The 26,250-nt window shown below is 66.1% G+C and carries 26 protein-coding genes and 1 tRNA gene; 7 read left to right on the top strand and 20 right to left on the bottom strand.

Annotated elements, in window-relative coordinates:
- Positions 1 to 49: 49 nt before the first annotated feature.
- Positions 50 to 1,012: an isopenicillin N synthase family dioxygenase gene (locus V2I30_RS13365; RefSeq protein ID WP_330662670.1), complete on the bottom strand. Its 963-nt coding sequence runs from the start codon at positions 1,010 to 1,012 to the stop codon at positions 50 to 52.
- A 44-nt stretch (positions 1,013 to 1,056) separates the two neighbouring features.
- Positions 1,057 to 2,484: a NupC/NupG family nucleoside CNT transporter gene (locus V2I30_RS13360; RefSeq protein ID WP_330662775.1), complete on the bottom strand. Its 1,428-nt coding sequence runs from the start codon at positions 2,482 to 2,484 to the stop codon at positions 1,057 to 1,059.
- 248 nt (positions 2,485 to 2,732) lie between these two features.
- On the opposite strand from V2I30_RS13360, the gene V2I30_RS13355 reads away from it, so the two are divergent.
- Positions 2,733 to 3,371 carry a queuosine precursor transporter gene (locus tag V2I30_RS13355; protein ID WP_330662669.1) on the top strand — a complete coding sequence of 213 codons (639 nt, stop codon included), beginning with the start codon at positions 2,733 to 2,735 and terminating at the stop codon, positions 3,369 to 3,371.
- Between the two features lie 37 nt (positions 3,372 to 3,408).
- On the opposite strand, the gene V2I30_RS13350 is transcribed toward V2I30_RS13355, so the two are convergent.
- The 5 genes from V2I30_RS13350 to V2I30_RS13330 all read right to left on the bottom strand — a co-directional run bounded on the left by V2I30_RS13350 (position 3,409) and on the right by V2I30_RS13330 (position 6,661).
- Positions 3,409 to 3,484, bottom strand: a tRNA-Lys gene (locus V2I30_RS13350).
- A gap of 48 nt (positions 3,485 to 3,532) precedes the next feature.
- On the bottom strand, positions 3,533 to 4,051 hold the full coding sequence (gene folK / locus V2I30_RS13345; RefSeq protein ID WP_330662774.1) for a 2-amino-4-hydroxy-6-hydroxymethyldihydropteridine diphosphokinase: 519 nt from the start codon (positions 4,049 to 4,051) through the stop codon (positions 3,533 to 3,535).
- The gene (gene aguB, locus V2I30_RS13340; protein ID WP_330662668.1) at positions 4,036 to 4,911 is read right to left on the bottom strand and encodes an N-carbamoylputrescine amidase; all 876 of its coding nucleotides are present in this window, start codon (positions 4,909 to 4,911) and stop codon (positions 4,036 to 4,038) included. The genes folK and aguB overlap by 16 nt, the downstream gene beginning before the upstream one ends.
- 12 nt (positions 4,912 to 4,923) lie before the next feature.
- Entirely contained in the window at positions 4,924 to 5,703 is a 780-nt protein-coding gene (locus V2I30_RS13335; RefSeq protein ID WP_330662667.1) for an SIMPL domain-containing protein, read from the bottom strand.
- Between the two features lie 91 nt (positions 5,704 to 5,794).
- Complete coding sequence (locus V2I30_RS13330) at positions 5,795 to 6,661, bottom strand: class I SAM-dependent methyltransferase (RefSeq protein ID WP_330662666.1); 867 nt, start codon at positions 6,659 to 6,661, stop codon at positions 5,795 to 5,797.
- Positions 6,662 to 6,823: 162 nt separating this feature from the next.
- Between V2I30_RS13330 and msrA the strand changes: the two genes are divergently transcribed.
- Complete coding sequence (gene msrA, locus V2I30_RS13325; RefSeq protein WP_330662665.1) at positions 6,824 to 7,375, top strand: peptide-methionine (S)-S-oxide reductase MsrA; 552 nt, start codon at positions 6,824 to 6,826, stop codon at positions 7,373 to 7,375.
- On the opposite strand, the gene V2I30_RS13320 is transcribed toward msrA, so the two are convergent.
- A complete protein-coding gene (locus tag V2I30_RS13320; RefSeq protein ID WP_330662664.1) occupies positions 7,372 to 7,839 on the bottom strand; it encodes a DM13 domain-containing protein in 468 nt (155 codons plus the stop codon). The genes msrA and V2I30_RS13320 overlap by 4 nt on opposite strands.
- A 79-nt stretch (positions 7,840 to 7,918) precedes the next feature.
- The gene (locus V2I30_RS13315) at positions 7,919 to 9,163 is read right to left on the bottom strand and encodes an RsmB/NOP family class I SAM-dependent RNA methyltransferase (protein ID WP_330662663.1); all 1,245 of its coding nucleotides are present in this window, start codon (positions 9,161 to 9,163) and stop codon (positions 7,919 to 7,921) included.
- 62 nt (positions 9,164 to 9,225) lie between these two features.
- Between V2I30_RS13315 and V2I30_RS13310 the strand changes: the two genes are divergently transcribed.
- Positions 9,226 to 9,396: a DUF1674 domain-containing protein gene (locus V2I30_RS13310; protein WP_330662662.1), complete on the top strand. Its 171-nt coding sequence runs from the start codon at positions 9,226 to 9,228 to the stop codon at positions 9,394 to 9,396.
- A gap of 18 nt (positions 9,397 to 9,414) precedes the next feature.
- On the opposite strand, the gene V2I30_RS13305 is transcribed toward V2I30_RS13310, so the two are convergent.
- The 5 genes from V2I30_RS13305 to V2I30_RS13285 all read right to left on the bottom strand — a co-directional run bounded on the left by V2I30_RS13305 (position 9,415) and on the right by V2I30_RS13285 (position 15,877).
- Positions 9,415 to 9,882 carry a hypothetical protein gene (locus V2I30_RS13305; RefSeq protein ID WP_330662661.1) on the bottom strand — a complete coding sequence of 156 codons (468 nt, stop codon included), beginning with the start codon at positions 9,880 to 9,882 and terminating at the stop codon, positions 9,415 to 9,417.
- 43 nt (positions 9,883 to 9,925) lie between these two features.
- Positions 9,926 to 11,332: a cytochrome P450 gene (locus V2I30_RS13300; protein WP_330662660.1), complete on the bottom strand. Its 1,407-nt coding sequence runs from the start codon at positions 11,330 to 11,332 to the stop codon at positions 9,926 to 9,928.
- 76 nt (positions 11,333 to 11,408) lie between these two features.
- Positions 11,409 to 12,458, bottom strand: a complete 1,050-nt coding sequence (hemH, locus tag V2I30_RS13295; protein WP_330662659.1) for a ferrochelatase — start codon at positions 12,456 to 12,458, stop codon at positions 11,409 to 11,411.
- Between the two features lie 111 nt (positions 12,459 to 12,569).
- Positions 12,570 to 14,870, bottom strand: coding sequence for a xanthine dehydrogenase family protein molybdopterin-binding subunit (locus V2I30_RS13290; RefSeq protein WP_330662658.1), 2,301 nt, complete (start codon positions 14,868 to 14,870; stop codon positions 12,570 to 12,572).
- Positions 14,871 to 14,875: 5 nt separating this feature from the next.
- Positions 14,876 to 15,877, bottom strand: a complete 1,002-nt coding sequence (locus V2I30_RS13285; protein ID WP_330662657.1) for an Mrp/NBP35 family ATP-binding protein — start codon at positions 15,875 to 15,877, stop codon at positions 14,876 to 14,878.
- Between the two features lie 117 nt (positions 15,878 to 15,994).
- On the opposite strand from V2I30_RS13285, the gene hflK reads away from it, so the two are divergent.
- The 3 genes from hflK (at position 15,995) to V2I30_RS13270 (ending at position 19,704) form a co-directional block, all read left to right on the top strand.
- Complete coding sequence (gene hflK / locus V2I30_RS13280; RefSeq protein WP_330662656.1) at positions 15,995 to 17,107, top strand: protease modulator HflK; 1,113 nt, start codon at positions 15,995 to 15,997, stop codon at positions 17,105 to 17,107.
- 27 nt (positions 17,108 to 17,134) lie between these two features.
- Entirely contained in the window at positions 17,135 to 17,977 is an 843-nt protein-coding gene (gene hflC, locus V2I30_RS13275; protein ID WP_330662655.1) for a protease modulator HflC, read from the top strand.
- Positions 17,978 to 18,168: 191 nt separating this feature from the next.
- The gene (locus V2I30_RS13270) at positions 18,169 to 19,704 is read left to right on the top strand and encodes a Do family serine endopeptidase (protein WP_330662654.1); all 1,536 of its coding nucleotides are present in this window, start codon (positions 18,169 to 18,171) and stop codon (positions 19,702 to 19,704) included.
- Positions 19,705 to 19,803: 99 nt separating this feature from the next.
- Here V2I30_RS13270 and V2I30_RS13265 read toward each other — a convergent pair whose 3' ends face one another.
- From V2I30_RS13265 to V2I30_RS13250, 4 genes are all read right to left on the bottom strand, one after another.
- Positions 19,804 to 22,002, bottom strand: coding sequence for a transglycosylase domain-containing protein (locus V2I30_RS13265; RefSeq protein WP_330662653.1), 2,199 nt, complete (start codon positions 22,000 to 22,002; stop codon positions 19,804 to 19,806).
- 293 nt (positions 22,003 to 22,295) lie between these two features.
- The gene (gene msrB / locus V2I30_RS13260; protein WP_330662652.1) at positions 22,296 to 22,706 is read right to left on the bottom strand and encodes a peptide-methionine (R)-S-oxide reductase MsrB; all 411 of its coding nucleotides are present in this window, start codon (positions 22,704 to 22,706) and stop codon (positions 22,296 to 22,298) included.
- Positions 22,707 to 22,779: 73 nt separating this feature from the next.
- Positions 22,780 to 23,451, bottom strand: coding sequence for a glutathione S-transferase family protein (locus V2I30_RS13255; RefSeq protein ID WP_330662651.1), 672 nt, complete (start codon positions 23,449 to 23,451; stop codon positions 22,780 to 22,782).
- A gap of 80 nt (positions 23,452 to 23,531) precedes the next feature.
- A complete protein-coding gene (locus V2I30_RS13250) occupies positions 23,532 to 23,918 on the bottom strand; it encodes a hypothetical protein (RefSeq protein ID WP_330662650.1) in 387 nt (128 codons plus the stop codon).
- A gap of 151 nt (positions 23,919 to 24,069) precedes the next feature.
- Between V2I30_RS13250 and V2I30_RS13245 the strand changes: the two genes are divergently transcribed.
- A complete protein-coding gene (locus V2I30_RS13245; protein WP_330662649.1) occupies positions 24,070 to 24,462 on the top strand; it encodes a VOC family protein in 393 nt (130 codons plus the stop codon).
- A gap of 15 nt (positions 24,463 to 24,477) precedes the next feature.
- Here the strand turns inward: V2I30_RS13245 and metW are convergent, their stop codons facing one another.
- Entirely contained in the window at positions 24,478 to 25,083 is a 606-nt protein-coding gene (gene metW, locus V2I30_RS13240) for a methionine biosynthesis protein MetW (protein ID WP_330662648.1), read from the bottom strand.
- On the bottom strand, positions 25,080 to 26,198 hold the full coding sequence (metX, locus tag V2I30_RS13235) for a homoserine O-acetyltransferase MetX (RefSeq protein WP_330662647.1): 1,119 nt from the start codon (positions 26,196 to 26,198) through the stop codon (positions 25,080 to 25,082). The genes metW and metX overlap by 4 nt, the downstream gene beginning before the upstream one ends.
- Positions 26,199 to 26,250 lie beyond the last annotated feature (52 nt).

Here is a 26,250-nt window from a genome sequence, read left to right as displayed (position 1 = left end):
GGAGCGCCCTATCGGTGCGCAGGAACTTTCGGAGGGCGGAGAATCGCCTTTAGGCGAGATTGATCTCGCGCAGGCGCTGCATCAGAAAATCGTGCGCGGTGATCGGCGGCTGCGGATTGGCGTGATCGCGCGCGGCGCAGACCTCGAGCGGTTCGATCAGGTAATCCGGCCTGAAATGCAGGAAGAACGGCATGGAATAGCGCGACCTGTGCGCCCCGGCCCCCCGAGGATTGACCACCCGGTGCGTCGTCGAGCGCAGCACGCCCGCGGTCAGCCGTTCGAGCATGTCGCCGACATTGATGACCAGCGCGCCCTCGGGCACGTCGATCGCGCGCCATTCGCCCGCGCGGGTCAGCAATTCGAGCCCCGCTTCCTCTGCGCCGAGCAGCAGGGTGATCGTGTTGATGTCGCCATGCGCGGCGGCGCGGATCGCTCCCTCGGGCGCGCCCTCGCCAAGCGGGGGATAGTGGAGGAGGCGCATGACCGAATTGCCGTTTGCGACCGTGTCTTCGAAGAAATCGCGTTCCAGCCCCAGATGCAGCGCGATCGCCTCGAGCACGCGCAGTCCGGTCTGCTCGAATGCGGCGTAGAGCTCGCTGAAAACGGGGCGGAAGCCGGGCAGCTCTTCGGGCCAGATATTGGGCGCCATGAATTCGGCGAGCGGGTGGCCGGGCGGCAATTCGCGCCCGACATGCCAGAATTCCTTGAGGTCGAAGACGGATGCGTCCTTCGCCTTCTCGGTGCCGAACGGGGTGTAGCCGCGCGCCCCGCCGCCGCCCTCGATCCGGTATTCGCGCTTGGCCGCATCGGGCAGCGCGAAGAATTCCCGGGAGGTTTCCTCCGCCCGCTCGATCAGGTCCTGGGGAATGCCGTGATCGCGCACCACGGCAAAGCCGTATTCGGCAAAGGAGCGGCCCAGTTCGTCGGCGATCTGTTCGAGCGGCTGGGAGAGCGAGACGGAAGCGATATTGGGCGCAGTTGCGGTGTCGGGCGAGCTTTGAAGGTCGGTCATGGGAAGGCGCAATACACCCGCCTCCCCGTGCCTGCCAAGCGGCTTCAGAGCGGCAGGAACAGGCTGGCGAGCGCGGCGCTCATCAGGTTGGCCAGGCTGCCGGCGGCGAGCGCCTTGAGGCCGAGGCGCGCGATCACCGGGCGCTGATTTGGTGCAAGGCCGCCGGTCACCGCCATCTGGATCGCGATCGAGGAGAAATTGGCAAAGCCGCACAGGGCAAAGGTGACGATGGCGCGGCTGCGCTCGGTCAGTTCGCCCGCCGCGCTTCCGGTTTCGAGAGCGCCGAGCTCGATAAAGGCGACGAATTCGTTGAGCACGATCTTGGTCCCGAACAGCCCGCCCGCAATCTGCGCCTGATCCCAGTCGGAAATGCCGATCAGGAACATCACCGGCGCAAAGACATAGCCGAGCAACTGCTGGAACGTGACGTCGGGATAGCCGACGAGGCCGCCCAGCCCGCCCAAAATGCCATTCGCCAGCGCGACCAGCGCCACGAACACCATCACCATCGCGCCGACGGCGACCGCAAGCTTGACCCCCGTTTGCGTCCCCTGCGCCGCGGCCTCGATCACGTTGGCGGGCCGTTGCCCTTCCTCGAATGTCTCCGCCATTTCGACCTCGTCGACCTCGACCGGTTCGACCGGCTGGGCGAGCGCGGCGGGGCCACCCGCGGCGAGGCGCGATTGCGGCAGTTCGATATCCTCGCCGTCCTGGCCAACCATGGTCACGCGGGTCTGCTCGGCGGGCACGCCCCCCTTGCGCTGCGCCCGCGTGCCGGCGGCCTTTGCGACGCTTGCCGCCACATCGGGTGCCGGTTCGCGTTCGTCGGGCATGATGATCTTCGCCATCAGGATCCCGCCGGGCGCCGACATGAAGGCAGCGGCGAGCAGGAACGGGACCGCCTCGGCGCCGATGAAGCTGGCATAGGCGGCGAGGATCGTCCCCGCGACGCCGGCCATGCCGACGCTCATCAGGGTGAAAAGCTGGGCCGGGGGCAGCGCGGCGAGATAGGGGCGCACCACCAGCGGGCTTTCCGACTGGCCGACGAAGATGTTGGCCGCGCTCCCCAGCGCCTCGACCCGGCTGATCCCGGTGATCCAGCCGATCGCCCCGCCGACCCAGCGCACCAGCTTTTGCATGATGCCGAGATGATAGAGGATCGAGACGATCGCGGCGAAGAACACGATCACCGGCAGGGCGGCGATGACGAAAGTATTGGCGAAGGGATTGGCGCCCATGGGCCCGAAGATCGCCTCGATCCCGACGACCGAATATTCGAGCAGCGCAATGACCCCGTTCGACAAAGCGCCGATGACGGCGACGCCAATATCGGTGCGCAGGACAATCAGCGCCATGAACGCCTGCAAGGCAAACGCCGCCCCGACCACGCGCAGATCGATCGAGCGTTTGCCCGACGAGAGCGCGAAGGCGATGGCGAGAATGGCGATGATGCCGAAAAGACTGAGCAGCATCGAAGTCGCGGCGTCGTTCAAATCTCGTCTATCCCAGCCTTGTGGGGGCTCTGCATCGCCCCCTTGTCCTTGCCCGGGGCGCACGGGTGGCAGCTTCGATCCCCATGCGCAAGTGCGGGCGCGGGACATGCAAACCGCGCCATGCGCCCCCGCACACTTTTCTTTTGTGCAAGGCTCGCTTACCGCTCCCGCGGATGGACCGCGCGACCCCTCCCCTTTCGATCGATCACCAATCTACGGCCGTCTCCATGCCGCGCGGACTGTTCGTCTTCACGCTGCTCTATGGCGGGATGACGGTGCTCGCCGGGGTGCTTGCATTTAAGCAGGTGCAGCTGTGGCCCAGCGAACTCGCGGTCGAATCGGGCATCTTCGCCTTCCTGTGGCTGGTCGTCATCTCCAGCACCATCGCGCAGCTTTACGGCAAGGCGCTGGCACAGCGGCTGGTGTGGTGGGGCTTTCTGCCGCTTGCGATCTCGGCCAGCCTGATCGCACTGGTCCTCGCCCTGCCCCCCTCGACCGAGATGGTGGAGTTCCGCTCGGAAGACCTCGCCGCCTTCGAACGCGTGCTTGGCCAGACGCCGCGCATCATGCTGGCGGGGCCGGCGGCCTATATCGTCTCGCTGCTGCTTAACATCTGGATCTTCGATCGGCTGCGCGGGAGCGGGGAGGCGACGACGATCGGGCTCATGATCCGCGGCGCCCTCGCCTCGGCGCTGAGCCAGGCGGTCGATTCGCTGATTTTCGTGACGCTCGCCTTCTACGGCGAATTCGACATCTCCGACCTTCTTATCGGCCAAGTGATTGCCAAGGTGACACTGAGCGTGTTGCTCGTTCCCTTCCTCATCACCGGCGGGGTCAAGGCGGCGCGCTGGCTCGACCGGCGTTGAGGCATGCGGCTGTGAAGCGCTGAAGCGTGGCGAAAGGTGGTGAGCCCTGCAGGGGTCGAACCTGCGACCTACTGATTAAAAGTCAGTTGCTCTACCGACTGAGCTAAGGGCCCCCAAAGGGTCGCGCGCTCGCTTTTCTTGGCGGGCAGGCGTCGGAGCGCTCACCTAGGCAGCGCGGTGCGCGGGGTCAAGCGGGCGCTTCGTTTCCGGCGGGCGTCAAGCTGGCGGATCGTCAGGCCGGTCACCGGGTCACGCCAGTCGTCCGCGATTTCGCTTGCAGGGCCGAGCACGAAAGCACGGTCGCGGAATGCGGGGTGCGGAATGGCAAGGCCGGGGGAGCGCCATTCCCCGCCATCCCAGGCGACGATGTCGAGATCGAGGACCCGGTCCCCCCAGCGCCGCCCCCGCCGCCGCCCGAATTGCCGTTCGAGATGCTGGAGCGCTGCGAGCAGTGCGGGGGGATCGAACTCGGTCTCGAGCACGCAGGCGGCGTTGGCGAAACGCCGCCGCGCAGGGCCGAGCGGGGGGGTGGTGCGAACCGAGGAACGCGCCCGCACCGTCCCAAGCGCAGCCAGCTCCTCCATCGCCGCGTGCACCACGGTGCGCGGCGGTCCATACAGGTGATGGCGCCGGTTCGATCCCAGCGCGACGAGATAGCGAGCGCTCAGATATCCTCGCAGATGCGGGTGTAAAGCTGCGGGCGGCGATCGCGGAAGAAGCCCATGCCCGCGCGGTGGGTCGCGGCCCGGCCGAGGTCGAGCGTCGCCACCAGCGCGCCTTCCTCCTCCGCTCCGAAATCTTCGACCATGTCGCCCCATTCGTCGCAGATGAAGGAATGCCCGTAAAAGCGCTGCTCTCCCGCCTCGCCTTCCGGCCCGATGCGGTTCGCCGCGACCACCGGCATGCAGTTGGAGACCGCATGGCCGATCATCGCGCGGCGCCACATCCGGCTGGTGTCGAGATCGGCATCGTAGGGCTCCGAACCGATCGCGGTCGGATAGAGCAGCACTTCGGCGCCCTGCAATGCCATGACCCGCGCCGCCTCGGGATACCATTGGTCCCAGCAGATGCCGACGCCGATGCGCACCGGGGAACCATCATCACCGGGCACATCCCAGGTCTTGAACCCGTCATTGCCGGGGCGGAAATAATACTTCTCCTCATAGCCAGGCCCGTCGGGGATGTGGCTCTTGCGATAGGTTCCCATGATCGACCCGTCGGGTCCGATCATCGCGAGGCTGTTGTAGTAATGATGGCCGTCGCGTTCGAAGAAGCTGGTCGGGATCGCCACCTTCAGCCGCGTCGCCAGCTCCTGCATCGCGGCGACGCTGGGATGCTGTGCGAGAGGTTTCGCCAGCGCGAACAGCGCTTCTTCCTCGGTGCGACAGAAATAGGGGCCGGAGAACAGTTCGGGCGGCAGGATCAGTGTCGCCCCGCGCGCCGCCGCCTCTTCGACCTGCCGCGCAACGGCGGCGATATTGTCCGCTTCCTCCTCGCGGGCGAGCGGCAGCTGGAGCGCGGCGACGGTGAGAGTGCTCATGGGAGCGAGGCGTTACTTCTCGCGCAAGGCGAAGTCCACTTGCACGCTGACGCTGCTGGTCGTCTGGCCCGGCATGATCGATACCGGAGAAGCCTGCTCCGGCCGTGGCCCCGCGCTGGGAGGGGGCGGCGGCGGGGCGACCGGCGGGGGCGCGTAGGCGGCGGCGTCCATCGCGGTTGCCATGGCTCCGCCCAGATAGCGTGACCCTTGCGATCCGCCCGCATCGCGAATGTAGAGCACGCGCGCGACCTCCATGTCGGCCGCCTCGGCATAGGCTTCGGCGCGCCTTTCCGCATTGCGATAGGCGTTGGCATAGGCGGCGTTGGCGGCGGCTTCCGCATCGGCGATGCCCAATTGCGGACCCGAGACGATGTTCGCGCCGACCGCGGTGACGGCTGCGACGGCGGCCCCCGCCTGTTCGACGTCGCGCACGCGGACGCTCAATGTGTTGTAGGCCTGGAACTGTCCGCGGCGGTCGCCGTAATCGATCCGCTGTACGTTGACGGCGCTGGTCTGGATATCGTCATCGGCAATACCAAGCTCGCGCAGGGCGGCGACGATTTCCGCAATGTCCTCCTGCGTTTCCTCGCTTGCCGCTTTCGCGTTGCCGGCCCAGTTCTGCACTCCCGCTTCGAAGCGCGCCTCGTCCGGACGCACGTCAGCCTCTCCGGTCGCGCTGACCGACAGAAGCGTTTCGCCGCGATCGACACCGCGCGGGTCGTCATTCCCGCCTGAACAGGCGGCGGCGGTGATGGTGATCGGACAAAGCAGCATGGATTGTCGCAAAGTCATGGCAAATCTCCACTGGCACCGGTGCGCGCCGATGGAGATGCGTTTCGCGCGCCCGACCTGAACGGCGTCTGTCCTTCGGGTGGCGCCCGCTTTAGTCCGCCTTGCGGAACAGCAGCGTCATGCGGTCGCTTTCGCCGATGCTGAGATATTCGCTGCGGCGCGGATCGCCCTCGCCGGTGGCGAGGATGGGGGGCAGGGTCCACACCCCGCGCTCCCAATTGGCAGGATCGTTCGGATTGGCGTTGATCTCGCTTTCGGCGGCGAGTTCGAAGCCGTTCGCCTCGAAAATGTTCACCACGTCCTCCTTGCGCATATAGCCGCGCTGGCGGGCGCCGTAATCGTCGTAGCTGGCGCCTTCGGGGGCGCGATGCTGGACCACACCGACCATGCCGTCATCCTTCAGCATCATACGCGCGGCCTTGAGCACATCGTCCGCGCTGTTGCCCATGTTCAGCCCGTGCATCGAACGGAAGATCAGCACCCGGTCGACTGTGCCGGCAAGCTCCTCGGGCATTTCGTCGGTTTCGAAGGCCATCACTTCGTCGGCGTCGACATCCATCGCCTCCGCGATCCCCAACTTGAAGTTCTCGGTCCAGCCCTTGGCGCGGACTTCCTGCGCGCGGCTGTTGTAGCTGCGGCCGTCGCTGTCCTGGTTGAAGGCGATATAGGTGCCCGCCGGCATCAGATAGGGGGCGAGCACGCGGGTGTACCACCCGCCGCCGGGGCCGTATTCGGCGACCGTCATGGTCGGCTCGACGCCGAAGAATTCGAGCGTTTGCGCCGGGTTGCGATATTGGTCGCGCGCACGGTCTTCGGCGCGGCGTTCGTGCTCCAGCACCTCTTCGAGCGCGGGCGAGGCCATGTCGGTATGCGCCTCGGCGGCGAGCGGCACGGCGTGGGTCGCAAGGGCGCTGCCGGCGGCGAGCGCGGCGATGGGTGCGAGCAGGGTGAGTTTCATGGGCCTTTTCCTCTCTTCGCTTGAAATGGTTGCGCCCCTCCTGACGCGTGGCGCCGCGAATGACAAGGTGCATCGGCTTGGGCTGCGGCCCTCTAACAATCGTAGCCTCGCTGCCTATCTCAACCCTGGAACAGGCAAGAGAAAACAAGACGAGGCGAGAATATGGAACAGGCGATCGTTGCGGGCGGATGCTTCTGGTGCACCGAGGCGGTGTTCAAGGACGTGATCGGAGTGAGCGAGGTCGAAAGCGGCTATATCGGCGGCGAGACGGCGAACCCGACCTACAAGGAAGTCTGTTCGGGGCGGACCGGCCATGCAGAGGGTGTGCGCGTCACCTTCGATCCCAAACGGATCTCGCTCGGCGAGATTTACGACGTCTTCCTCGGCACGCATGATCCGACCCAGCTCAATCGACAGGGCAACGATGTCGGCACTCAATATCGCAGCGCGATCTTCCCGCTCTCGGCGGATCAGGGCGAGGAGGCCGAAGCCGCGATCGACCGCTGGAACGCGGAGAACGGCAAGATGGCCGTAACCACGATCGAAGGGCTGGATGGCGATGCGCAGGTCCACGCATGGTATCCGGCGGAGGACTACCATCAGGAATACTGGCAGGGCGAAGGCCAGCGCAATCCCTATTGCCAGGCGACCATTCCGCCCAAGATCATGAAACTCCGGAAGAGTTTCCAGAAATATGTAAAGGAAGGCGTTTAGCGATAGCGTCCGGCGGTGATGAATTCGCCGAACGTCTCGCACCACACGATCACGGTGTCGTAAGCCTCGATGTCGATCCCCGCCGGCACGTCCAGCAGAAAGCCCTCGAAACTTTCGACCTCGCCGATGAAAGCGGCGCTGTCCTTGACCGCTTCGAACCCGGCCTCGTCCTCGACGAAGCCGTCGACCAGATAGACCCGGTAATCGGGTCCGGCAGCAAGCGCGCCCTGATGCACGATGCTGCTGTCGGTGACGCTGATCGTGCCCTCCCCCCAATGCAGCGCGTCGCTGCCGGCCAATTCGCGTGTGAGCGTGGCGCTGTAGCGCGCATCCTGCGCCTCGATGGCGAGGGTCTCGGCCTCGGGAGACGGCGGCGCAGTGAGGATCGGCAGAAGATAGATGCCGAGCGCAAAGCCGATCCCGAGCGTGACAAGATGCGAGGCGGCGAGGGCGAGGATGCGCATCACGATGTCTCCTTTGCGAATGCTTGACCCGTCATTCGCTGCGAGGCGCCCGCAGGTTACAGCTGCCCCGAGAAGACGCTTATGGATGCCGCCAGCGCGCGATGAAAAAACCGTCGAGCCCGCCCGCTTGCGGAAGCTGGCCCGGATGGGTGCGGAGCCAGCCTTTTGAGGTTGGCTGCAATCCCGCGGGACATTCTCCGGCGCTTATCGGCGCAGCCTTTAGACCCAGCTTCTCGCTCACCCGATCCGCCTGCGCCTCGCCTTCCTCGCGCTCGAGCGAACAGACAGCGTAGATCAGCGTGCCGCCGGGCTTCAGCCACCCCGCCGCACGTTCGAGCAGTGCGCGCTGCACCTGCGCCATTTCAGCGATCTGGCGCGCGCCGATCCGGTGCAAAACATCCGGATGGCGGCGGCAGGTGCCGGTCGCGGTGCAGGGCGCATCGAGCAGGATCGCGTCGTAGGAATGCTTGGGCTCCCAGGTCAGGGCGTCGGCGCGCACGGGCGAGGCGGCAAGGCCGGTGCGCTTCAGATTGTCCTTCAGCACGCCCAGCCGGCGTTTCGACATATCGAGCGCGGTCACGTCCCAGCCGAGCGCGGCCAGCGCCATCGTCTTGCCGCCGGGCGCTGCGCACAGGTCGAGCGCGTGGCCGCTCGCCCTCCCGAGCAGCTGGGCGGGGATTTGTGCGGCGAGGTCCTGCACCCACCATGCCCCTTCTTTGTAACCCTCGAGCGTGTCGATACGAGAGCCGCGCGGAATACGCACATGACCGGTGGCCAGGCTGACACCGCCCAGTTTCGTTTGCCAGAGCGCGGTATCGTCCGGTTCGCGAATATGGAGGTCGACTTCGGGCGGCTCGGCCAGTCCGCTGGCGATATCCCGGGCAAGCTCGCCCCATCGTTCGCGGACATCGGCGGGCAGGGTGGGGATATCGGGAAGCCTCGCCCCGCGCTTCGTCAGGGTCGAGAAGACGCCGTGCGCCAACCTGCGCGGTCCGCCCGACAAGAGCGGCAATCCGGTCGCGATGACGGCGTGGGGCGGCGTTTCCAACCTCAGCGCCTGCGCCAGCATCAGGCGCAGCACGCTGCGCGGTTTGGCATCGGCGGGCAGATTCTGCTTCGTCGCGCCGTCGATCAGCGCGTCGAGGTCGGTCAGCCAGCGCAGCGCCTCGCCCGCGATCGCGCGGGCCAGCGCCTGATCGTTGCCGTCGCGCACCTGCCGCAGGGCCGCGGGCGCCGCCTGTTCGAGCGTTTCGCCGCGGCGCAGCACCGCGTCGAGCATCTGAAGCGCGGCGCGGCGCGCGTGAAGTCCGGTGGGAGTGGCCATGGAAGGGCAGCGCAGTAGCGAGGCTTGAAACCAAGCGCCAGCTTGCGCATTTCCTCCACACGATGACGAAGACGAAATCCCAGGCCGCAAAAGAGTTTCAAAAGCCCGCGCATTGGTCGAACGACCCTGCGCCCGAGCCGAAAAAGGTCGATCCGCTCAAGGAAGAACCACGCGAGCTTTCCCCCACCCGCTATGGCGATTGGGAGAAGGACGGCATCGCCTGGGATTTCTGATAGACGGCCCTATGCCGCCTATTGTCGAACGTCCGGCTGAGAACGGGAGGCGACACCTCTTCCCACCTCGAAATTCGCCGCATATCGAAACACGCCTCTCATGGTCACGCAGGTGACCACGCTGATTTCACCTTCGCGGCGAAATAGCTCGCACACCCCGCTGGCTGCGCGCCACCGGCGATCCTGCTGGCGAGCTTCGAGAATCTTCCACCTCTCACCGTCCGACTGGGTCCGAAAGTCCACGGCAAATTTGCGGCGGGTATCAAGAAAGCGGAATACGATATCGTCGCCCGCACGCTCAATGCGAACCGAGTCGCAATCTACGAAGAACACGCCCTCTGCCAGAAGCGGAGCGTAGCGGTCGGCGTAAAAGCATTGGCCTTCACCGATCTGCGGCAAGTCCTGCGCATTGACAGGTACCGCGACCGCAGCCGCGGCTGCAATACCCGCAGTGCCGATGGCGAGGAAACGGTTTCGCGCTGTCATCCAAGCGGGATTGCGCCGCACGGGCTGCACCGAAGCTGAACCGTCAGATCGCCTTGAACGTCACCTTCAACCCGTCCTTGGGCTGCGGGATCGGCCAGGGCTGCCAATCGGGTTCGTAGCCCTCGGGCACCTCGATCCGGTAGCGTTGGAGAAGGTGCGCCATCAGGATCTTCACCTGCATATAGGCGAAGTGCAGGCCGAGGCACATATGCGCGCCACCGCCGAAGGGCACCCAGGCATATTTGTGCCGCTCGCGCACCTTGTCGGGCGTGAAGCGCATCGGGTCGAAGGTCCTGGGATCGTCCCAGTACTCTTTCGAATAGTGCGTCCAGTAGATGTTGATCCCGACATGCGCGCCCGCCGGGATCCGGTAGCCGCCGAATTCGAAACTCTTCAAAGCCCGGCGCGGCATCGAGGGGACGGGCGGCATCATCCGCAGCGCCTCCTTGAACGCCATTTCGGTGAGTTCCAGCTTGCCCAGATCGTCGTAATCGAGCGCGCGGGCGGTGCCCGAGGCATCGGGTCCATCGGTGACCGCGACGATCTCCTCGCGCAGCTTCTCCTGCCATTCGGGGTTCGCCGCGAGATAGTAGAGCAGCGAAGTCGCCGAGGAGGTGATCGTGTCGTGCGCCGCCATCATCAGGAAGCTCATGTGATCGACCACCTGGTCGACCGGCAGCATCTCGCCGTCTTCGCGGGTGGCGGTGGCGAACTGGCTGAACATGTCCTGCCCGCCGCCTTCCGCGCGGCGGCGCACGGTCTCCGCGGTCAGATATTCGACCATATAGGCGCGGCCATCGACACCCTTCTTCATCTTGGTGAAGGGCAGAGGCTTACGTACCGGCGCGACCGAAGCCTGGACCATGTCGACGAAGGCGGTGTTGATCCGGTCGGCTTCCGGCCCCCACGGAATGCCGAGAAAGCTGTCGGCGGCAAGGTCGAGCGTCAGCTGCTTGATCGCCGGGTAGAATATCATCGCCCCTTCCCACTGGGCGACCTCGCGCGCGATGCCGGCGTTGAGCGCGCCCGAATAATGGCGCATCGGCCCCGGCTTGAACGCGATCGAGAGCGCGCGGCGATCGATCCGGTGGTGATCGAAATCGAGCAGCATCAGCCCGCGCGGAAACAGCTGATCGAGCACCGGGCCCCAGCCCTGCTCCGAGGAAAAGATCTTGTCCTTGTTGAACAGGACGAGTTCGTTCGCCTCCGCCCCGATCAGCGCGACGTTCCAGCCGCCGAAGGCGTGGGTCTTGTAGACCCGGCCATAAGTCTTGACCATGTGATCGGTGAAGGCGTGCGGATCGGCGAGCGTGCGGAACGTGTTGCCGACCAGCGGCCAGCCCTTCTCGCCCGGAATATGCTCGAGCGCGGCATCATCGCTTGCACCCTCGGACCAGTGCGAGGGCGGCGGGGCGTCGGGAATATTGTTGTGCGCGGCTAGGGTCGCCATGGCGGGGGGCTCCGTGGTTCGGCGTGGTTAGGTATGCAAAACGCTACTTACCATCATGTAAACAGCCACGCCAAGCTCAGATCCAGCCGGCCAGTTCGCGCCGGATCATCGTCTCGAGCATGGCAAGGCCGGCCTCGCTCGTATTGAGACAGTCGAGCACGGCGTATTGCTCGCCGCCCGCTTCGATGAATTCGTCGCGCCCCTCGAGCGCCAGCTCTTCCAGCGTCTCGACGCAATCGGCGGCAAAGCCTGGCGCGGCGACGACCAGACGCCGCGTGCCCTTCTCCCCTTCCGCCACCAGCGTCGCATCGGTCGCGGGTTCGAGCCACTGCGCCGGGCCGAAGCGCGACTGGAACGTTGTCTCGAACCGGACGCCGGCAAATTCGGGCCGCGGCTCCAGCCGCTCGCGCAGCAGCCGCGCGGTTTTTTGGCAATGGCAGTGATAGGGATCGCCGCGTTCGAGCGTGCGCTGCGGCATGCCGTGAAAGGACAGCAGCATGACCTCGGGCGCAAAGGACAATGCGCGCACCTGGCGCGACAGGTCCTGTGCCAGCGCCTCGATATAGGCCGGATCGTCGTGATAGGGTGGGGCGAAGCGCAGCGTCGGCTGCCAGCGCAAACCGGCCATGACCCGCGCGACCTCGTCGAACACGGTCGCGGTGGTCGCGGCGCAATATTGCGGATACATCGGCGCGATCAGGATCCGGTCGCAGCCCTTTTCGGTCAATTCGCCCAGCCGCTGTTCGATCGAAGGGCTGCCATAGCGCATCGCGTAGTCGATATGCAGGCGCGCGTCGTATTCCCCACAGTCCAGCACTCCGGCCATCGCTTCGGCCTGGCGCGCGGTGATGTCGGCGAGGGGCGAGCCGCGTTCCGTCCATATCTTCCCATAGGCCTCGGCGCTTTTCTGGGGCCGGGTATTGAGAATGATGCCGCGCAGGATCGGCTGCCAGGCGATCGGAGGGATCTCGATTACGCGCCGGTCGGACAGAAACTGTGCGAGGTAACGCCTGACGGAGCCCGGATCGGGCGCGTCGGGCGTGCCGAGATTGACCAGCAGAATGCCGATCGCGCCGCTCGTCGCCGGCGGGTGATCGCCGGGCAGATGCTGTTTTTGCCAGGTCATGGATGCTTGATCATCAGTGCGGGCGACGCCTCGGTTTTCCTAGGTGGTCCATATACGCCGCGCACCGCTTGCCGGAGGCGAGCTCCGGTTCGCATCGCGTGGTCCCGCACGCTACAGACCGTCTGAAAGTAGGGGCAGACGCCGCAGGCGCAACCCCGTCGCCGAAAACAGCGCGTTGGCGATGGCTGGCGCGGCGATAACGGCGCCCAGTTCGCCCGGATCGGCCGGGTCGGCTTCGCTCGGCAGGAAGTCGACGACGATTTCGGGCATGTCGGCGAGCTGCGGCAGGCCGAGATCGGCGTAATCGGTGCTCGCGGGCAGGCCGCCGCGGATGCGCATCTCGTTGCCGAGCGCCAGTCCCATGCCGAAGATCAGCCCGCCCTCGATCTGCTGGCGGGCGATATCGGTGTTGACGATCCGGCCGATATCGACGGCGGCGGTGAGACGCCCGACCCTGAGCCCTCCCTCTCCCCGCCGTGCGGTCGCGACGCAGGCGATACGCGCACCTGTCTGGGCATCGCCGATCCGGTGGCAGGCGATCCCTTGCCCGCTCTGGTCGCGCCCGCCATCCCATCCGGCAAGCGAGGCGGCGCGCTGAAGGCAGGCGGCCAGCCGGACGTCCGAGCCCAGCATCCGCATGCGAAAGGACAGTGGCTCGCGCCCCGCATCGGCCGCGATCTCGTCGACGAAACTCTCGATCGCGAAAGCTGTCATCGTATGGGCATTGCCGCGCACGCGTCCGACCGGCAGCCCGATCGAAACCGGCACGTGGCGCACGGCGGCGGAGGGGATGGCATAGGGCGGGACCGCGCCGGCGCAGGCGAGCGGATCGGCCATCCCCTCGGTCTCGCGGATCGCGGCCCAGGCGGTGAGATTGCCGAACAACCGGCGGCCGAATTCGTGCATGGCGGGCGGCGTCGCGATGCGCAGTCGCAGCGCGTCGATCGCCCCGCGCGCATCGCTTGCGCCGGCGCCCGCTTCCAGCTGCGCCCCGATCAGGACGTGCGCGGGCGCGCGCGGCCGGGAACGGATCATCTCCTCGCGGCGGGACCAGGTCAGGTGGACCGGGCGGCCCAGCTCCTTGGCGATATGCGCGACCTCGATCGCGTGGTCGTGTTCGAGCCGGGCGTCGAAACTCCCGCCCGCCGGCATCGGATAGAGCGCGACGTCCTCCGCCGCGAGCCCGACTGCGCGCGCCGCCGCGATCCGCGCCTGTTCGGGCGCCTGGGCGGCGATCCACAATTCGAGCAACCCGTCCTCGTAACGCGCGACAGCGCTTGCCGTTTCCAGCGGCGCGGCGTGGGCCGGGCCGATCTCGTAGCGGCGCGCCATATCGACGCGGGTCATACCCTCTTCGCCGAAGCCGGACTCGGCAATGAGGAAGCTGTCGCCCGACTCAACCGAGGTCTCGAGCCGCGCCGCGACATCCTCGCTCGAGACCGGGAAAGCCGTCCTGAAACGGGGCTGCATCGCATCGAGCGCCCGCTGCGCGCTCCACCAGGTCGCCGCCGCGACCGCGAGCCAGCGACTGGTGCGCACCGCACCGACCACGCCCGGGATCGCCGCCCCTGCGCCGGCGTCGAAATCAGTGAGTTCGCTCGCATTGTTGGGCCCGTGGCGGATCGCGGCATAGACCATGCCCGGCAGCCTGACGTCGCCCGCGAACAGAAACGAACCATCGACCTTGGACGGCAAGTCGATCCGCGGGAACGCGAGTGCTTCTCCCGGTTCGTCGCCCGGGTCCATCGGGCCGCTGCTCTCGCCCGGAGGTTCGGGGCGCAGCGGCGGGGGATCGGGGGCCGCGCGCTCGGCGGCACCGGCGGCCAGTTCGCCGAAAGTCGCGCTGTTATCGCCCCAGCGCACGATGCCATTCTCGACCTCGAGTTCCTCCCACGATGCGCCCCAGCGCGCCGCCGCCTCCTGCGCCAGCATCGCGCGCGCCGCCGCCGCGGCCATGCGCGCCGGCACTTCGTAGGCGGCGAGCGACGTGCCCGCTGCGGTCGCGTTGAAACGCCGTTCGCGCGCGAAGCGTTCCGCCAGCCATTCGTCGCCGACCTCGTTCCATCCGGCGACGATCGGATCCCACAGCTGTTTCCATTCGCGCGCCAGCGGGAGGTTGGGATAGGCCGCGGCGGGGGCGGCGGGTTCGACCGCGATCTGGCGCCAGTCCGCCCCCAATTCCTGCGCGACGATCTGCGGGATCAGCGTCGTCACGCCCTGCCCCATTTCGAGCTGCGGCACGGCGACGGTGACGATCCCGTCCTCGGCGATCTTCAGCCAGGCACCCATCAGGTGTTCGCCGCGCGCGGCGGCAAGCGGATTGCGATAATTGCGCGGCAGGAACCACCAGGCAACGACGAGCCCGCCGCCGATGGCAGCGCCGGTCAGCAAACCTCTCCGGCTGATCCCCACGTGGCCTACAGCTTGCCGGTCTTGATCCAGCGGTCGAGCTTGGCCGCGATGTCGAGGAATGGCGCCGCGCCTTCGCCCTCGCCCGCCGCCGGCGGCTCGCCGCGATCGCCCGCGATCCGGGTGTCCATCCTGAGCGGAATGCGCCCGAGGAACGGGATGTCCAGCGCGGCGGCGAATTTCTCCACCCCGCCCGAACCGAACGGATCGGAGACATGCCCGCATTCGGGGCATTCATAGCCCGACATGTTCTCCACCAGACCGATGATCGGCACCTCGCCGTCTTCGAACAATTGCCCGGCACGCGCGGCATCGAGCAGCGCCAGGTCCTGCGGGGTCGAAACCAAAACCGCGCCATCGGGCTTGCTGTCGGCCATCATCGAAATCTGCACGTCGCCCGTCCCCGGCGGCAGGTCGATCAGCAGCAATTCGGTGTCGTCCCACTCCGCCTCGATCAGCTGCGCCAGCGCCTTGCCCGCCATCGGTCCGCGCCAGGCCAGCGCCTTGCCCGGCGGCACCAGGTGGCCCATCGAGAGCACCTTGACCCCATGGCGACTTTCGACCGGGATCATCCTGTCGCCCTTGGTCTGCGGGCTAGCGCGTTCGGTTGCCAGCAAACGCGGCTGCGAAGGACCGTAAATGTCGCCGTCGATCACGCCGACCTTGCGCCCCAGCTTCGCCAGCGCGACCGCGAGATTGGTGGTCAGCGTCGATTTGCCGACGCCGCCCTTGCCCGATCCGATCGCGATGATCATGCGCCGTCGGCGATCCGCGATCAGCGCGACGCGCACTTCCGAAACCTCGTCCAGCGCACCCGCGGCATCCTCGATCAATGTCTCGACTTCCTGACGCGCCTTCGCGCCCAGATCGCCCGCTTCCGCGACGATCACGGCGCGCCCGTTCGTCAGCCTTGCCGAGCGAATGCGACCCTCGATTTCGGGCGGCAGCGCGGCGCGCAGACGCGCTTCGTCCTCCTGCAATCGCCGGGCCTTGTCGTCGTCGGTGCTCATGGTGCAGCGCCTCTAGCACCAAAATCACGGCTTCAACCCCTGTTTTTCCGGGAAGGGCGTTCCTATAAGTGAAACATGCGAATTTTGGACGGTTTGACGAAACAATTCGGACTGGCTATGGCTGGCAAGAAAAATCCGTGGGGCAAACCCTCGCGCGGCCCTTCGCGCGATGGCGATGCCGGCGGCGAACCGGAGGGCGATGCGCCCACTGGCGACAACAATGACGGCCCGCGCAATCCCTGGCTGCCCGGGGGCGCTCCCAATGGCGGGCGCAAGCCGCCGCGCCGCTCGGCAAGTATCGAGGACATTTTCAAGAATCGCGGACCTGAAGGCCCGCGCCGTTCGGGCGGCGGGGGCGGCGGGCCGACCTTGCGCTTTCCGCAGCGCCCCGGCGGCGGCAGCTGGCTGCCGATCGCGCTGGCGGGCGTGGCGGCGGTGTGGCTGATCTTCTCCAGCGTCCACTTCGTCCAGCCGGGCGAAGCGGCGACCGTGACCCGTTTCGGCGGCAAATATGTCGGCCAGTTCGGGCCGGGCACCAACTTCTCCGCCCCCTATCCGATCAGCGTCGTCGACACCGAAAACGTGATCGAGATTCGGACCGAGGAAGTGCCGACCAAGCTGATCCTGACAGGCGACCAGAACCTGGTCGATCTGAGCTACTCGATCCGCTGGAACATCAAGGACCTGACCCTGTTCCAGTTCCAACTCGCCGATCCGATCGAGACCGTGCGCGAAGCCGCGGAAACCGCGATGCGCTCCTCGGTTGCGGAAAAGACGCTCGATTCGGTGATTTCGGGTGAAGGCCGCGCCGACATTCAGGAAAACGTGCGCATGCGCATGCAGTCGATCCTTGACGGTTATGGCGCGGGTATCGCGGTGCAGGGTATCGAGATCGACAAGACCGATCCGCCCGAAAGCGTGGTCGAGGCGTTCAACGACGTGCTCGCCGCGCAACAGGATGCCGAACGCGAATTGAACCGTGCCCGCCGTTATGCGCAGCAGGTGCTGGCCCGCGCGGAAGGCGATGCCGAGGCATTCAACCAAATCTACGCCGAATATCGCCTCGCCCCCGAGGTGACCCGTCGCCGGCTCTATTACGAAACCATGGAAGCGGTGCTTTCGCGCACCGACAAGACCGTCATCGATGCCGACGGCGTCACCCCCTACATACCTTTACGCGAAGTGGAGCGCGGCCGCACCGGTCAGTCCGCGGCGCCCGCGGGCCAGTAAGCGACAGGACAGGTAACGAACCCAGCCATGCAGACCATCTGGAACCAGTACAAGATCGCCATCATCGCCCTCGCCGTGGTGCTGATAGCGCTCGTCTCGACCTTGTTCGTGACGCCCGAGACCAAGCAGGCGGTCATTATCCGCACCGGGGAACCGCGCGAGATCGTCAACCTCTACACGCCCGACGATCCCTACGGTCAGACCGGCGCGGGGTTCTGGTATCGCATTCCCTTCGTCGACCGGGTGCAGATGGTCGAGCGCCGCGTGCTCGATCTCGATATGGACAATCAGCAGGTGCTCACCAGCGACCAGCAGCGCCTGCAGGTGAATGCCTATGCCCGCTTCCGCATCATCCAGCCCGTCACCATGGTGGAGCGTGCGGGAGACGAGAACCGGCTGCGCTCGCAATTGTCGCCGATCCTCACGTCGGTGCTGCGCCAGGAACTGGGCCGGCGGACCTTTGCCAGCCTGCTGACCGCCGAACGCGGCACTGCGATGACCAATATCCGCGACACGCTCGACGCACAGGCGCGGCAATATGGCGCGCAGATCATCGATGTGCGGATCAAGGCCGCCGACCTGCCCGAAGGCACACCGCTCGAGGCCGCCTTCACTCGGATGATCTCCGATCGGCAGGAACAGGCGGAGACGATCCGCGCGCAGGGGCGCAAGAACGCGCAGATCATTCGCGCCGAGGCCGATGCCGACGCCGCCAGCACCTATGCCGATGCCTACGGCAAGGACCCCGATTTCTACGATTTCTACCGAGCCATGGAGAGCTATCGCCAGACCTTCATCAACGGCGAGGGCAATTCCTCGATGGTGCTCGACAGCGACAACGAATATTTCAACCAGTTCAACGGTCAGTGAGCGCCCTGCGTCCCGCGCAGCGAAATTGAAAGCAAACCGACAAGCGACCGACTGGCGGGGACCGACTACAGGTGTGTTCAATCGCGGTTAAGTGCGTCTGGCGCCATGGTGACGGCGTAGTTTGAACGAAGATTGCGCGCCGCAAACCCCGCGCGGCGCGCACAGAGCCGAGAGAAAAGGAACGAGAGGACGTGAGCAACGTGCGGTATGTATATGGATTGACCAGTGCCCTTTTGGTGGGCGGCGCGGCCATCTCGCTGATGACGGGTTTTCCCGCCGGCGCGCAGGTGGCGCAGAACGACGAGGCGATGATGGACCGGGTGCTCCCGCTCGAAGGGCGACCCGCCAGCTTCGCCGACCTTACCGAGCAATTGCAGCCCGCCGTCGTCAACATCTCGACGCGCCAGTCGGTCGAGGTCAGTCGCAATCCCTTCGCCGGAACGCCCTTCGCCGATCTGTTCAATCGGCGCGGCGGCAACAACAACAATCAGCCGCAGCGCCGCGAGGGCAGTTCGCTGGGTTCGGGCTTCATCATCAGTGCCGACGGCTTCGTCGTCACCAACAACCATGTGATCTCGCCCGACAACCGCGCCCGGCTGGAAGAGATCACCGTCACCATGCCCGACGGGACCGAATACGAGGCTGAACTGGTCGGTGCGGATGCGCAATCCGACCTCGCCGTGCTCAAGATCGTCGCCGACAGGACGTTCCCCTTCGTCCAGTTCGGCGATTCGGCCGAAGCGCGCGTGGGCGAATGGGTGGTCGCGATCGGCAATCCCTTCGGCCTCGGCGGCACCGTCACCTCGGGCATCATCTCCGCAGTCTATCGCAATACGGGGCAAGGCGGCGCCTACGATCGCTATATCCAGACCGATGCCAGCATCAACAAAGGCAATTCGGGCGGGCCGCTATTCGACATGCGCGGCAACGTGATCGGCATCAACAACGCGATCTTCTCGCCTTCGGGCGGTAGCGTGGGTATCGGCTTTGCCATTCCCGCGGAAATCGCTGCGCCGATCGTCGATCAGCTGAAGGCAGGGCAGGAGATCGAGCGCGGCTATCTTGGTGTCAGCCTGCAGCCGATCAACGACGATCTCGCCGACTCGCTCGGGCTCGATCGCAATCGCGGTGAGCTCGTCCAGATCGTTACCGACGACAGCCCCGCCAGCCGTGCCGGACTGCAGCCGGGCGACATCATCGTCGGCGTCGACGGTAACGAGGTGACGACTGACCAGACCGTCTCCTTCCTCGTCGCGAATATCGATCCGGGCGAGACCATCCCGGTCTCGGTGCTTCGCGATGGACGCCAGGTGACGCTCAATACCACGCTCGCGCGCCGGCCGAGCGAGGAGGAACTGGCGCAGCAACAGCAGACCTTCGACCCCGACAGCGAAGAAGCGATGGATCCGGACGAGATGGACGACACGATCGCCGAGAAGCTTGGGCTACAGGTGCTCGAACTGACCCCGCAGATCGCGCGCAGCCTCGGCACCAATCCCGATACGGTCGGCCTTGTCATCGGCGCGGTCGATCCCAATTCGGATGCGGCGCGTAAGGGTCTGCGCCGCGGCGATGTCGTGCTGTCGGCGAATTACCAGGAAGTCGGCACGGTCGAGGCACTGCGCGAGCAGATCGCCGCTGCCGAGGCCGACGGCCGCGATGCGGTGCTCCTGCGGGTTCAGCGCCGCGGCCAGCCACCGCGTTTCGTCCCGGTGCGGCTGCGCTAAGCCGCGCCCACGCGCTCAACCAATCGAACGCCCCCGCAGCGCTCGCTGCGGGGGCGTTTTGTTATGCGTTGGAAAAGGGGGTGACGGCCGCGCGCTCGCCTAGCGCTGTGGCGGGTTAGGAGGCTGGCTCGGCGACCTTGCCCGCCCCTCGCCGGCTTGCCCGCCGCCTTGCTGCCCGCTCCCTCCACTGCCACGCGGACGGACCGGCGGCGCTATGTCCAGCGGTTCGCGCGTGCGCGGCGCACGTGACGGCGCAGCGCGCGGCGGCGGCGGGGCCTCGACTTCGCCGCCGATCGCGCGTTCGAGGAAATCGTCGCTGACCGCGGGCGGCGGATCGTCCAGCGGCGACAATCCGCCCTCTCCCTCCTGATCGAAGCCTGGCCCCGCCGGCCCGCGCCGCCCCGGCTCGATCAGATTGCCCTGTTCGTCGATGAAATAGTAATCGTCCGGATCGCCGAACAGCGCCTCCTCGTCGGGCTCGAGCTGCCATTCGGGCAGGTTGAGATCGGTGTCGAATTCCTCGACCGGGCGATCCTTGACGGCAAAGCGCATATAGGCGGCAAAGGCCTGCGCCGGAGCGCGTCCGCCCTGAAGGCCCGGCACCGCGCGTGCATCGTCGCGTCCCATCCATACGCCGGTGGTGATGCCGGAGGAGAAACCGACGAACCAGCCGTCCTTGTTCGAACTGGTCGTGCCGGTCTTGCCCGCGACCGGACGCCCGATCTGCGCCGCGCGCCCGGTGCCCGTCTGCACGGCGGCCTGCAACAGGTCGGTGATCCCCGCCGCGACATAGTCCGGCACGAGCTGCGTCTCGCGCGTTTCCTCGTGCTCGTAAATCGTCTCGCCGTCGGCGGTGGTCACCTTCAGGATGCCATATGGCTCGACCGCTTGCCCCTTGGCCGAAACACCGGCAAAGGCGCGGGTCATCTCGATCAGCCGCACTTCGGAAGAGCCGAGCACCATCGAGGGGAAGGTCGAAACCGGCGAAGATATGCCGAAGCGCCGCGCCATCGAGGCGACTGTGCCGAAGCCGACTTCGTTGCCGAGTTGCGCGGCGACGGTGTTGATCGAATAGGCGAAGGCGGTGCGCAAACTCGTCTCGCCGACATTGCGACCGCTGGAATTGCGCGGGCTCCATCCGTCGATCGTCACCGGCGTGTCGACCACCATGTCGTCGGGCGTGTAGCCCGCTTCGAGCGCGGCGAGGTAGACGAACAGTTTCCACGAAGAGCCGGGCTGGCGCATCGCATCGGTGGCGCGATTGAAATTCGTTTCGACATAGTCTGTCCCGCCGACCAGCGCGAGGATCGCCCCGTCGCGGTCTAGGCTGACGAGGGCACCCTGTGCCCCATCGGGCGTGTTGGCGTCGATCGCCGCGGTGGCGGCGCGCTGCATCCCGACATCGAGCGTGGTCCAGACCTCGAGCGGGGCGTTGGTTTCGGGCAGCAGCAGGTCGAGCTGCGGCAAGGCCCAATCGGTGAAATAGCGCACCGAATTCTGACCCGCCTGCTGCTTGATGCTGACCATATTGACATTCACGCTGGCCTGCCGCGCCGTGATATAGCCCTGTTCGCGCATCAGCCGCAGGACGACGCGCGCACGGTTTACCGCAGCCTCGACATCGGCGGTGGGGGAATAGCGGCTCGGCGCCTTGACGAGGCCGGCGATGATCGCCGCTTCGGCGACCGACAGCTCGGTGCCGGGATGGCTGAAGAATTTGCGCGCAGCGCTGTCGACGCCGTAGGCGCCGCCGCCGAAATAGACCTTGTTGAGATAGAGCTCGAGGATTTCCTCCTTGGTGAACTTCCATTCCAGCGCCAGGGCCAGCACCGCCTCGCGGGCCTTGCGATCGAAGGTGCGGTTGGAGGAGAGGAACAGGTTGCGCGCCAGCTGCTGCGAAATGGTCGAGGTGCCGCCCACGCGCGAGCGGGCGCCGGTAAACCCTTCGACGACCGCCCCGGTCGTGCGCACCGGATCGATGCCGTAATGCGAATAGAAGCGCTTGTCCTCGACCGCGATCATCGCATCCTTCATGGTCGCGGGAATTTCCTCGAAGTCGAGCCACTCGCCGAAACTGGGGCCGAGTTCGACGATCTCGCTACCGTCGCGCGCGCGCACGAGGATGGTCTGGCCCGCCTGGCTCGCCTGCAATTGCGAAAAGCTGGGGATCGATTGCGCGGCAAAGCCGACCGCGAAGGCGAGGAACAGCAGCGACAGCACTACCAGCGCAACGCCGGCCAGCACGATCCGCTTGGTCCATTTCCAGACCGGTGAGGGGCGCGTGGCGGGCGCTCTCATTGCGCTGCCGCCCGCGCCGGACGCGGACCCGCGCGACGAGCCGCCGCCCGACCCGCGCTTGGCCGCGGCCCGGCGGCTGCCTCGCCGGTTCCGGTTGGTGATATCGTCACCACGTCTGGACATGAAAAACCGCGCGCATTCCGGGTGAGCGCCCTCCCTTTGCAAGCACGGTGCATAGGTTAGTTGTAACCCGGCGTGAACACGCAGCGATGCCTAAGGGGCGACACGGCGGGGGATAGGCCAAGGAACAGGACTGACGCGGGCTAGAGCCGATCGCTCGAGCGAAACGACGGCTACGCTTCGTCCTCAGGCGCGAATTCGAGCGCGGCGGAATTGATGCAGTAGCGAAGGCCGCCTTCCTCGGGCGGGCCATCGGGAAAGACGTGGCCCAAATGGCTGCCGCAATTGCCGCAGGTCACCTCGGTGCGGATCATGCCGTGCGAGGTGTCGCGATGTTCGTCGACCGCGTCTCCCTCTGCGGGCTTCGTGAAGGCCGGCCAGCCGCAGCCGCTATTATACTTCGCCGCGCTGATGAACAGGCGCGTCCCGCAGGCCGCGCACATATATTCGCCAGCCTCGTAGAACTTGTCATATTTGCCGCTGAAGGCGCGCTCGGTCCCTGCTTCGCGCAAGATATGGAACTGCTCGGCCGAAAGCCGCTCGCGCCATTCGGCTTCGGTGATGGTCTTGGCGTCTTGGGTCATGGAGAATGCCTTTCGCGTTCAGCGCAATATCGGATCGCTGCCGACGAACCGCAAGGCGCGCGCTTTCCTCCCTTTATCCATCCACCAGCGCGTAATGCGCGGGCGGCTTGATCACATCCATGCGCTCGCTCAGCAACGGGCGGAAGCTCGGGCGGCTCTTGAACACCGAATACCAACCGCGCGTCTGATCGTGGCCCTTCCAGTCGATCCCACCGAGATAGTCCGCCACGCTGATCTGCGCGGCGGCGGCGAGATCGGCGAGGCTCATGCGCGATCCGGCGAGCCAGGGGCGGTTGTCGATCAGCCAGTCCATGTAATCGAGATGGCCGTGCGCCAGCCGCATCGCATCGCGCAGACGGCGGCTGTCGGGCGGCTGGCGCAGGATGATGCGCTTCTTCATCCGCTCGTCGAGCAGCGGCGCGGTGACGTCGGTGTAGAAATTCTCGTCGAACAGGGCGACCAGACGGCGGATCTCGGCGCGGCTCGCCGCGGTGCCGTTGATCATCGGCGAGGCGTCGATCGTCTCCTCGAAATATTCGCCGATCGCGCGGCTGTCGGCGAGCACGATGTCCTTTTGCGAATGGACCAGCACCGGCGTCGTCCCGGCGGCGTTCAGATTGTGGAACATGTCGGACGGCGCCCAGGGATCCTCGCGCACGAGATCGTAGGCGATGCCCTTCTCGCCCATCAGCAGCCTGATCTTGCGCGAAAACGGGCAGAGCGGAAATTGATAGAGTTGCCACATTGCAGCGCCCGTCTTGCCGCAGATGCGCGCAGAAATCCATCGCAATACGCGTTGGCATAACGCCTTGCGGATCTAGCGCTTTAGAGGTCGGCTGCGCCCAGCATCACGAGGCAGGCCGGCATCACCTGTTGCGTTTCGCCGCTATCCCACAGGCGCTGCGCCTCCGCCTCGACCAGCGCCGCGATGCCGGCACGGTCGAGCCCGGTCTCGTCCATCAATTGTGCAAGCGAACGCACGAAAAACTCGCGGCCCCGCGTGGCGAGATCGGGCCATTGGCGCGCGTCCTCGTTGCCGATCGACTGGCCGTGGGCGACCATCGCGAAGGCCGCCGAGCAGCGCAGCGTGGCCTGCGCAGAGAGCGACAATGCCGGCATCGGGGCGGTTTCTGCTGACGGAATATCGTCCGGCACGGTCAAGCCCGCCGGGTTGGCGATTGCGAGCAGGGCGGCGAGGAGGGGCGTTATCATGACGGCTCACCTATAGGCCCGGGGATGAACCTGCGCCTAGCCTTCATTCATCGCCAGGGTCGCTGCGGGGACAAGGCGCTTGTGATGGCCGCGAGGGCGTTCTAGTCCATCGCCCGCCAGCGTCAGAGAGCGAAAGAGGAGACCCAGCGCCATGATCAATCACGTCATGATCGGCACAAACGACATAGAGAAGTCCAAGGCGTTCTACACCAAGGTGCTCGGCGTGCTGGGCGCGGGCGAGCCGATGGCCCATGTCAACGATACGGGCCAGACGCGGCTGTTCTTCCTGCACAATGGCCACACCTTCTCGATCAGTGAACCGATCAATGGCCAGCCGGCGAACACCGCGAACGGCTCCACCATCGGCTTCAAATGCGATAGCCTCGAACAGGTCAAGGAGCTGCACGACGTCGCGATCGCCAATGGCGGCACGACGATGGAAGACCCTCCCGGCCCGCGCGAGGGCAGCATGGGGGTGATGAATCTGTGCTATTTCAGCGATCCCGACGGTCACAAGATCTGCGGCATTCACCGCGAGGGCTGACCTGACCGACGCGCGTTAACCGCTCAGTTCGAATACCGCGAATTCGGCGCGCCAGTTGGCCCCGCGCGCGCCGATAGCGCGTTCGTTCGCAAAGAACCACGCGCCCTCGATCCGCGCGCCCTTTTCGCGCGCGAGCTCGCGAAAATCCTTGATCGTCACGTGGTGAATGTTCTGCGTCGCATACCAACTGACCGGCAACGCGCGCGTCACCGGCATCCGCCCGCCCCACATTAACGCGGCGCGCGTGCGCCAATGCGCGAAGTTGGGGAAGGAGACGAAGGCCCGCCGTCCGACGCGCAGCAGCTCGCCAAGCATCAGGTCGGGCCGCGCGGCGACCTGCAAGGTCTGGCTGAGCACGGCGTAGTCGAACGCCTTGTCCGGATAGTTCGCAAGGTCGGTATCGGCATCGCCCTGCACCACCGAAAGCCCCCGCGCGACGCAGCGTTCGACGGCGCCTGCATCGAGCTCCAGCCCGCGCGCATCGCAGCCCTTCTCCGCCTCGAGCACCGCCATCAACTCGCCTTCGCCGCAGCCGATATCGAGCACGCGGCTGCCCGCCGCGACCCGCGCGGCGATGGCGGCGAGATCGGGCCTGAGGCCGGTCGGGCTGTGCCGGCTCATTCGACGAAGCCCCGCACAACCCGATCGAGCTGATCGTGTTCGAGCAGGAAACTGTCATGGCCGTAAGGCGCACTCAGTTCTACGAAGCTGACCTTGGCCCCGGCGGCGTTCAGCGCATGGACCACATGGCGGCTTTCGGCGGTCGGGTAGAGCCAGTCGGTGTCGAAGCTGACGATGCAGAAACGTGCCTCGCTCCCAGCAAAGGCGTCGGCAAGCCTGCCGCCATGCTCCTCAGCCAAGTCGAAATAATCCATCGCGCGGGTGATATAGAGGTAGGAATTGGCATCGAAGCGCCGGGTGAAGCCGCTGCCCTGGTAGCGCAGATAGCTCTCGACCTGGAAATCGGCGTCGAAGCCGAAGCTCTTGGCGCCCGCGCTGCCGTCGGGCCGATCCTGCAGCCGCCGCCCGAACTTGGCGGTCAGCCCTTCCTCGGAAAGATAGGTGATGTGCGCCGCCATCCGCGCCACGGCGAGGCCGTTATTGGGTGAGGTGTCGCCGGCATAATAGTTCCCCTGCGCCCAGGCGGGATCGGCCATGATCGCCTGTCGCCCGACCTCATGAAAGGCGATGTTCTGCGCCGAATGGCGCGCGGTCGAAGCGATGACGAGGATGCGGGCGACGCGCCCGGGCCAGTTGGCGGCAAGGCTGAGCGCCTGCATCCCGCCCATCGAGCCGCCCACGACGCAATGCAACGTCTCGATCCCCAGTCCGTCGAGCAGCGCGACGAGGCCACGCACCATGTCGCGAATGGTGATGACGGGGAAGCGCATCGCATAGGGCGCGCCGTCCGCCGCGCCGCCGGGGATCGGGCTCGCTGGCCCGGTCGATCCCATGCAGCTGCCGATGACGTTGGCGCAGATGACGTGGAACCGGTCGGTGTCGATCGGCTTGCCGGGCCCCACCATCCGCGTCCACCAGCCCGGCTTGCCGGTCACCGGATGGGTGCTCGCGACATATTGGTCGCCGGTCAGCGCGTGGCAGATCAGCACCGCGTTCGACTTGTCGGCATTCAGCGCGCCATAGGTTTCGTAAGCGATCCGCGCGCTTTCGAGCGCCTGCCCGCAATCGAGCGGGAGGCTTTCGGGAAGCTGAAAGACAGGCGGTTTACTGGGCACGTTGCGCTTGACCGAAGAAAGAACAGTGCTTCGACAAGCTCAGCACGAACGG

Source organism: Erythrobacter sp. (genome assembly GCF_036351135.1).
Classification (GTDB): domain Bacteria; phylum Pseudomonadota; class Alphaproteobacteria; order Sphingomonadales; family Sphingomonadaceae; genus Erythrobacter.
This window is presented reverse-complemented; position numbering and strand designations above follow the sequence as displayed.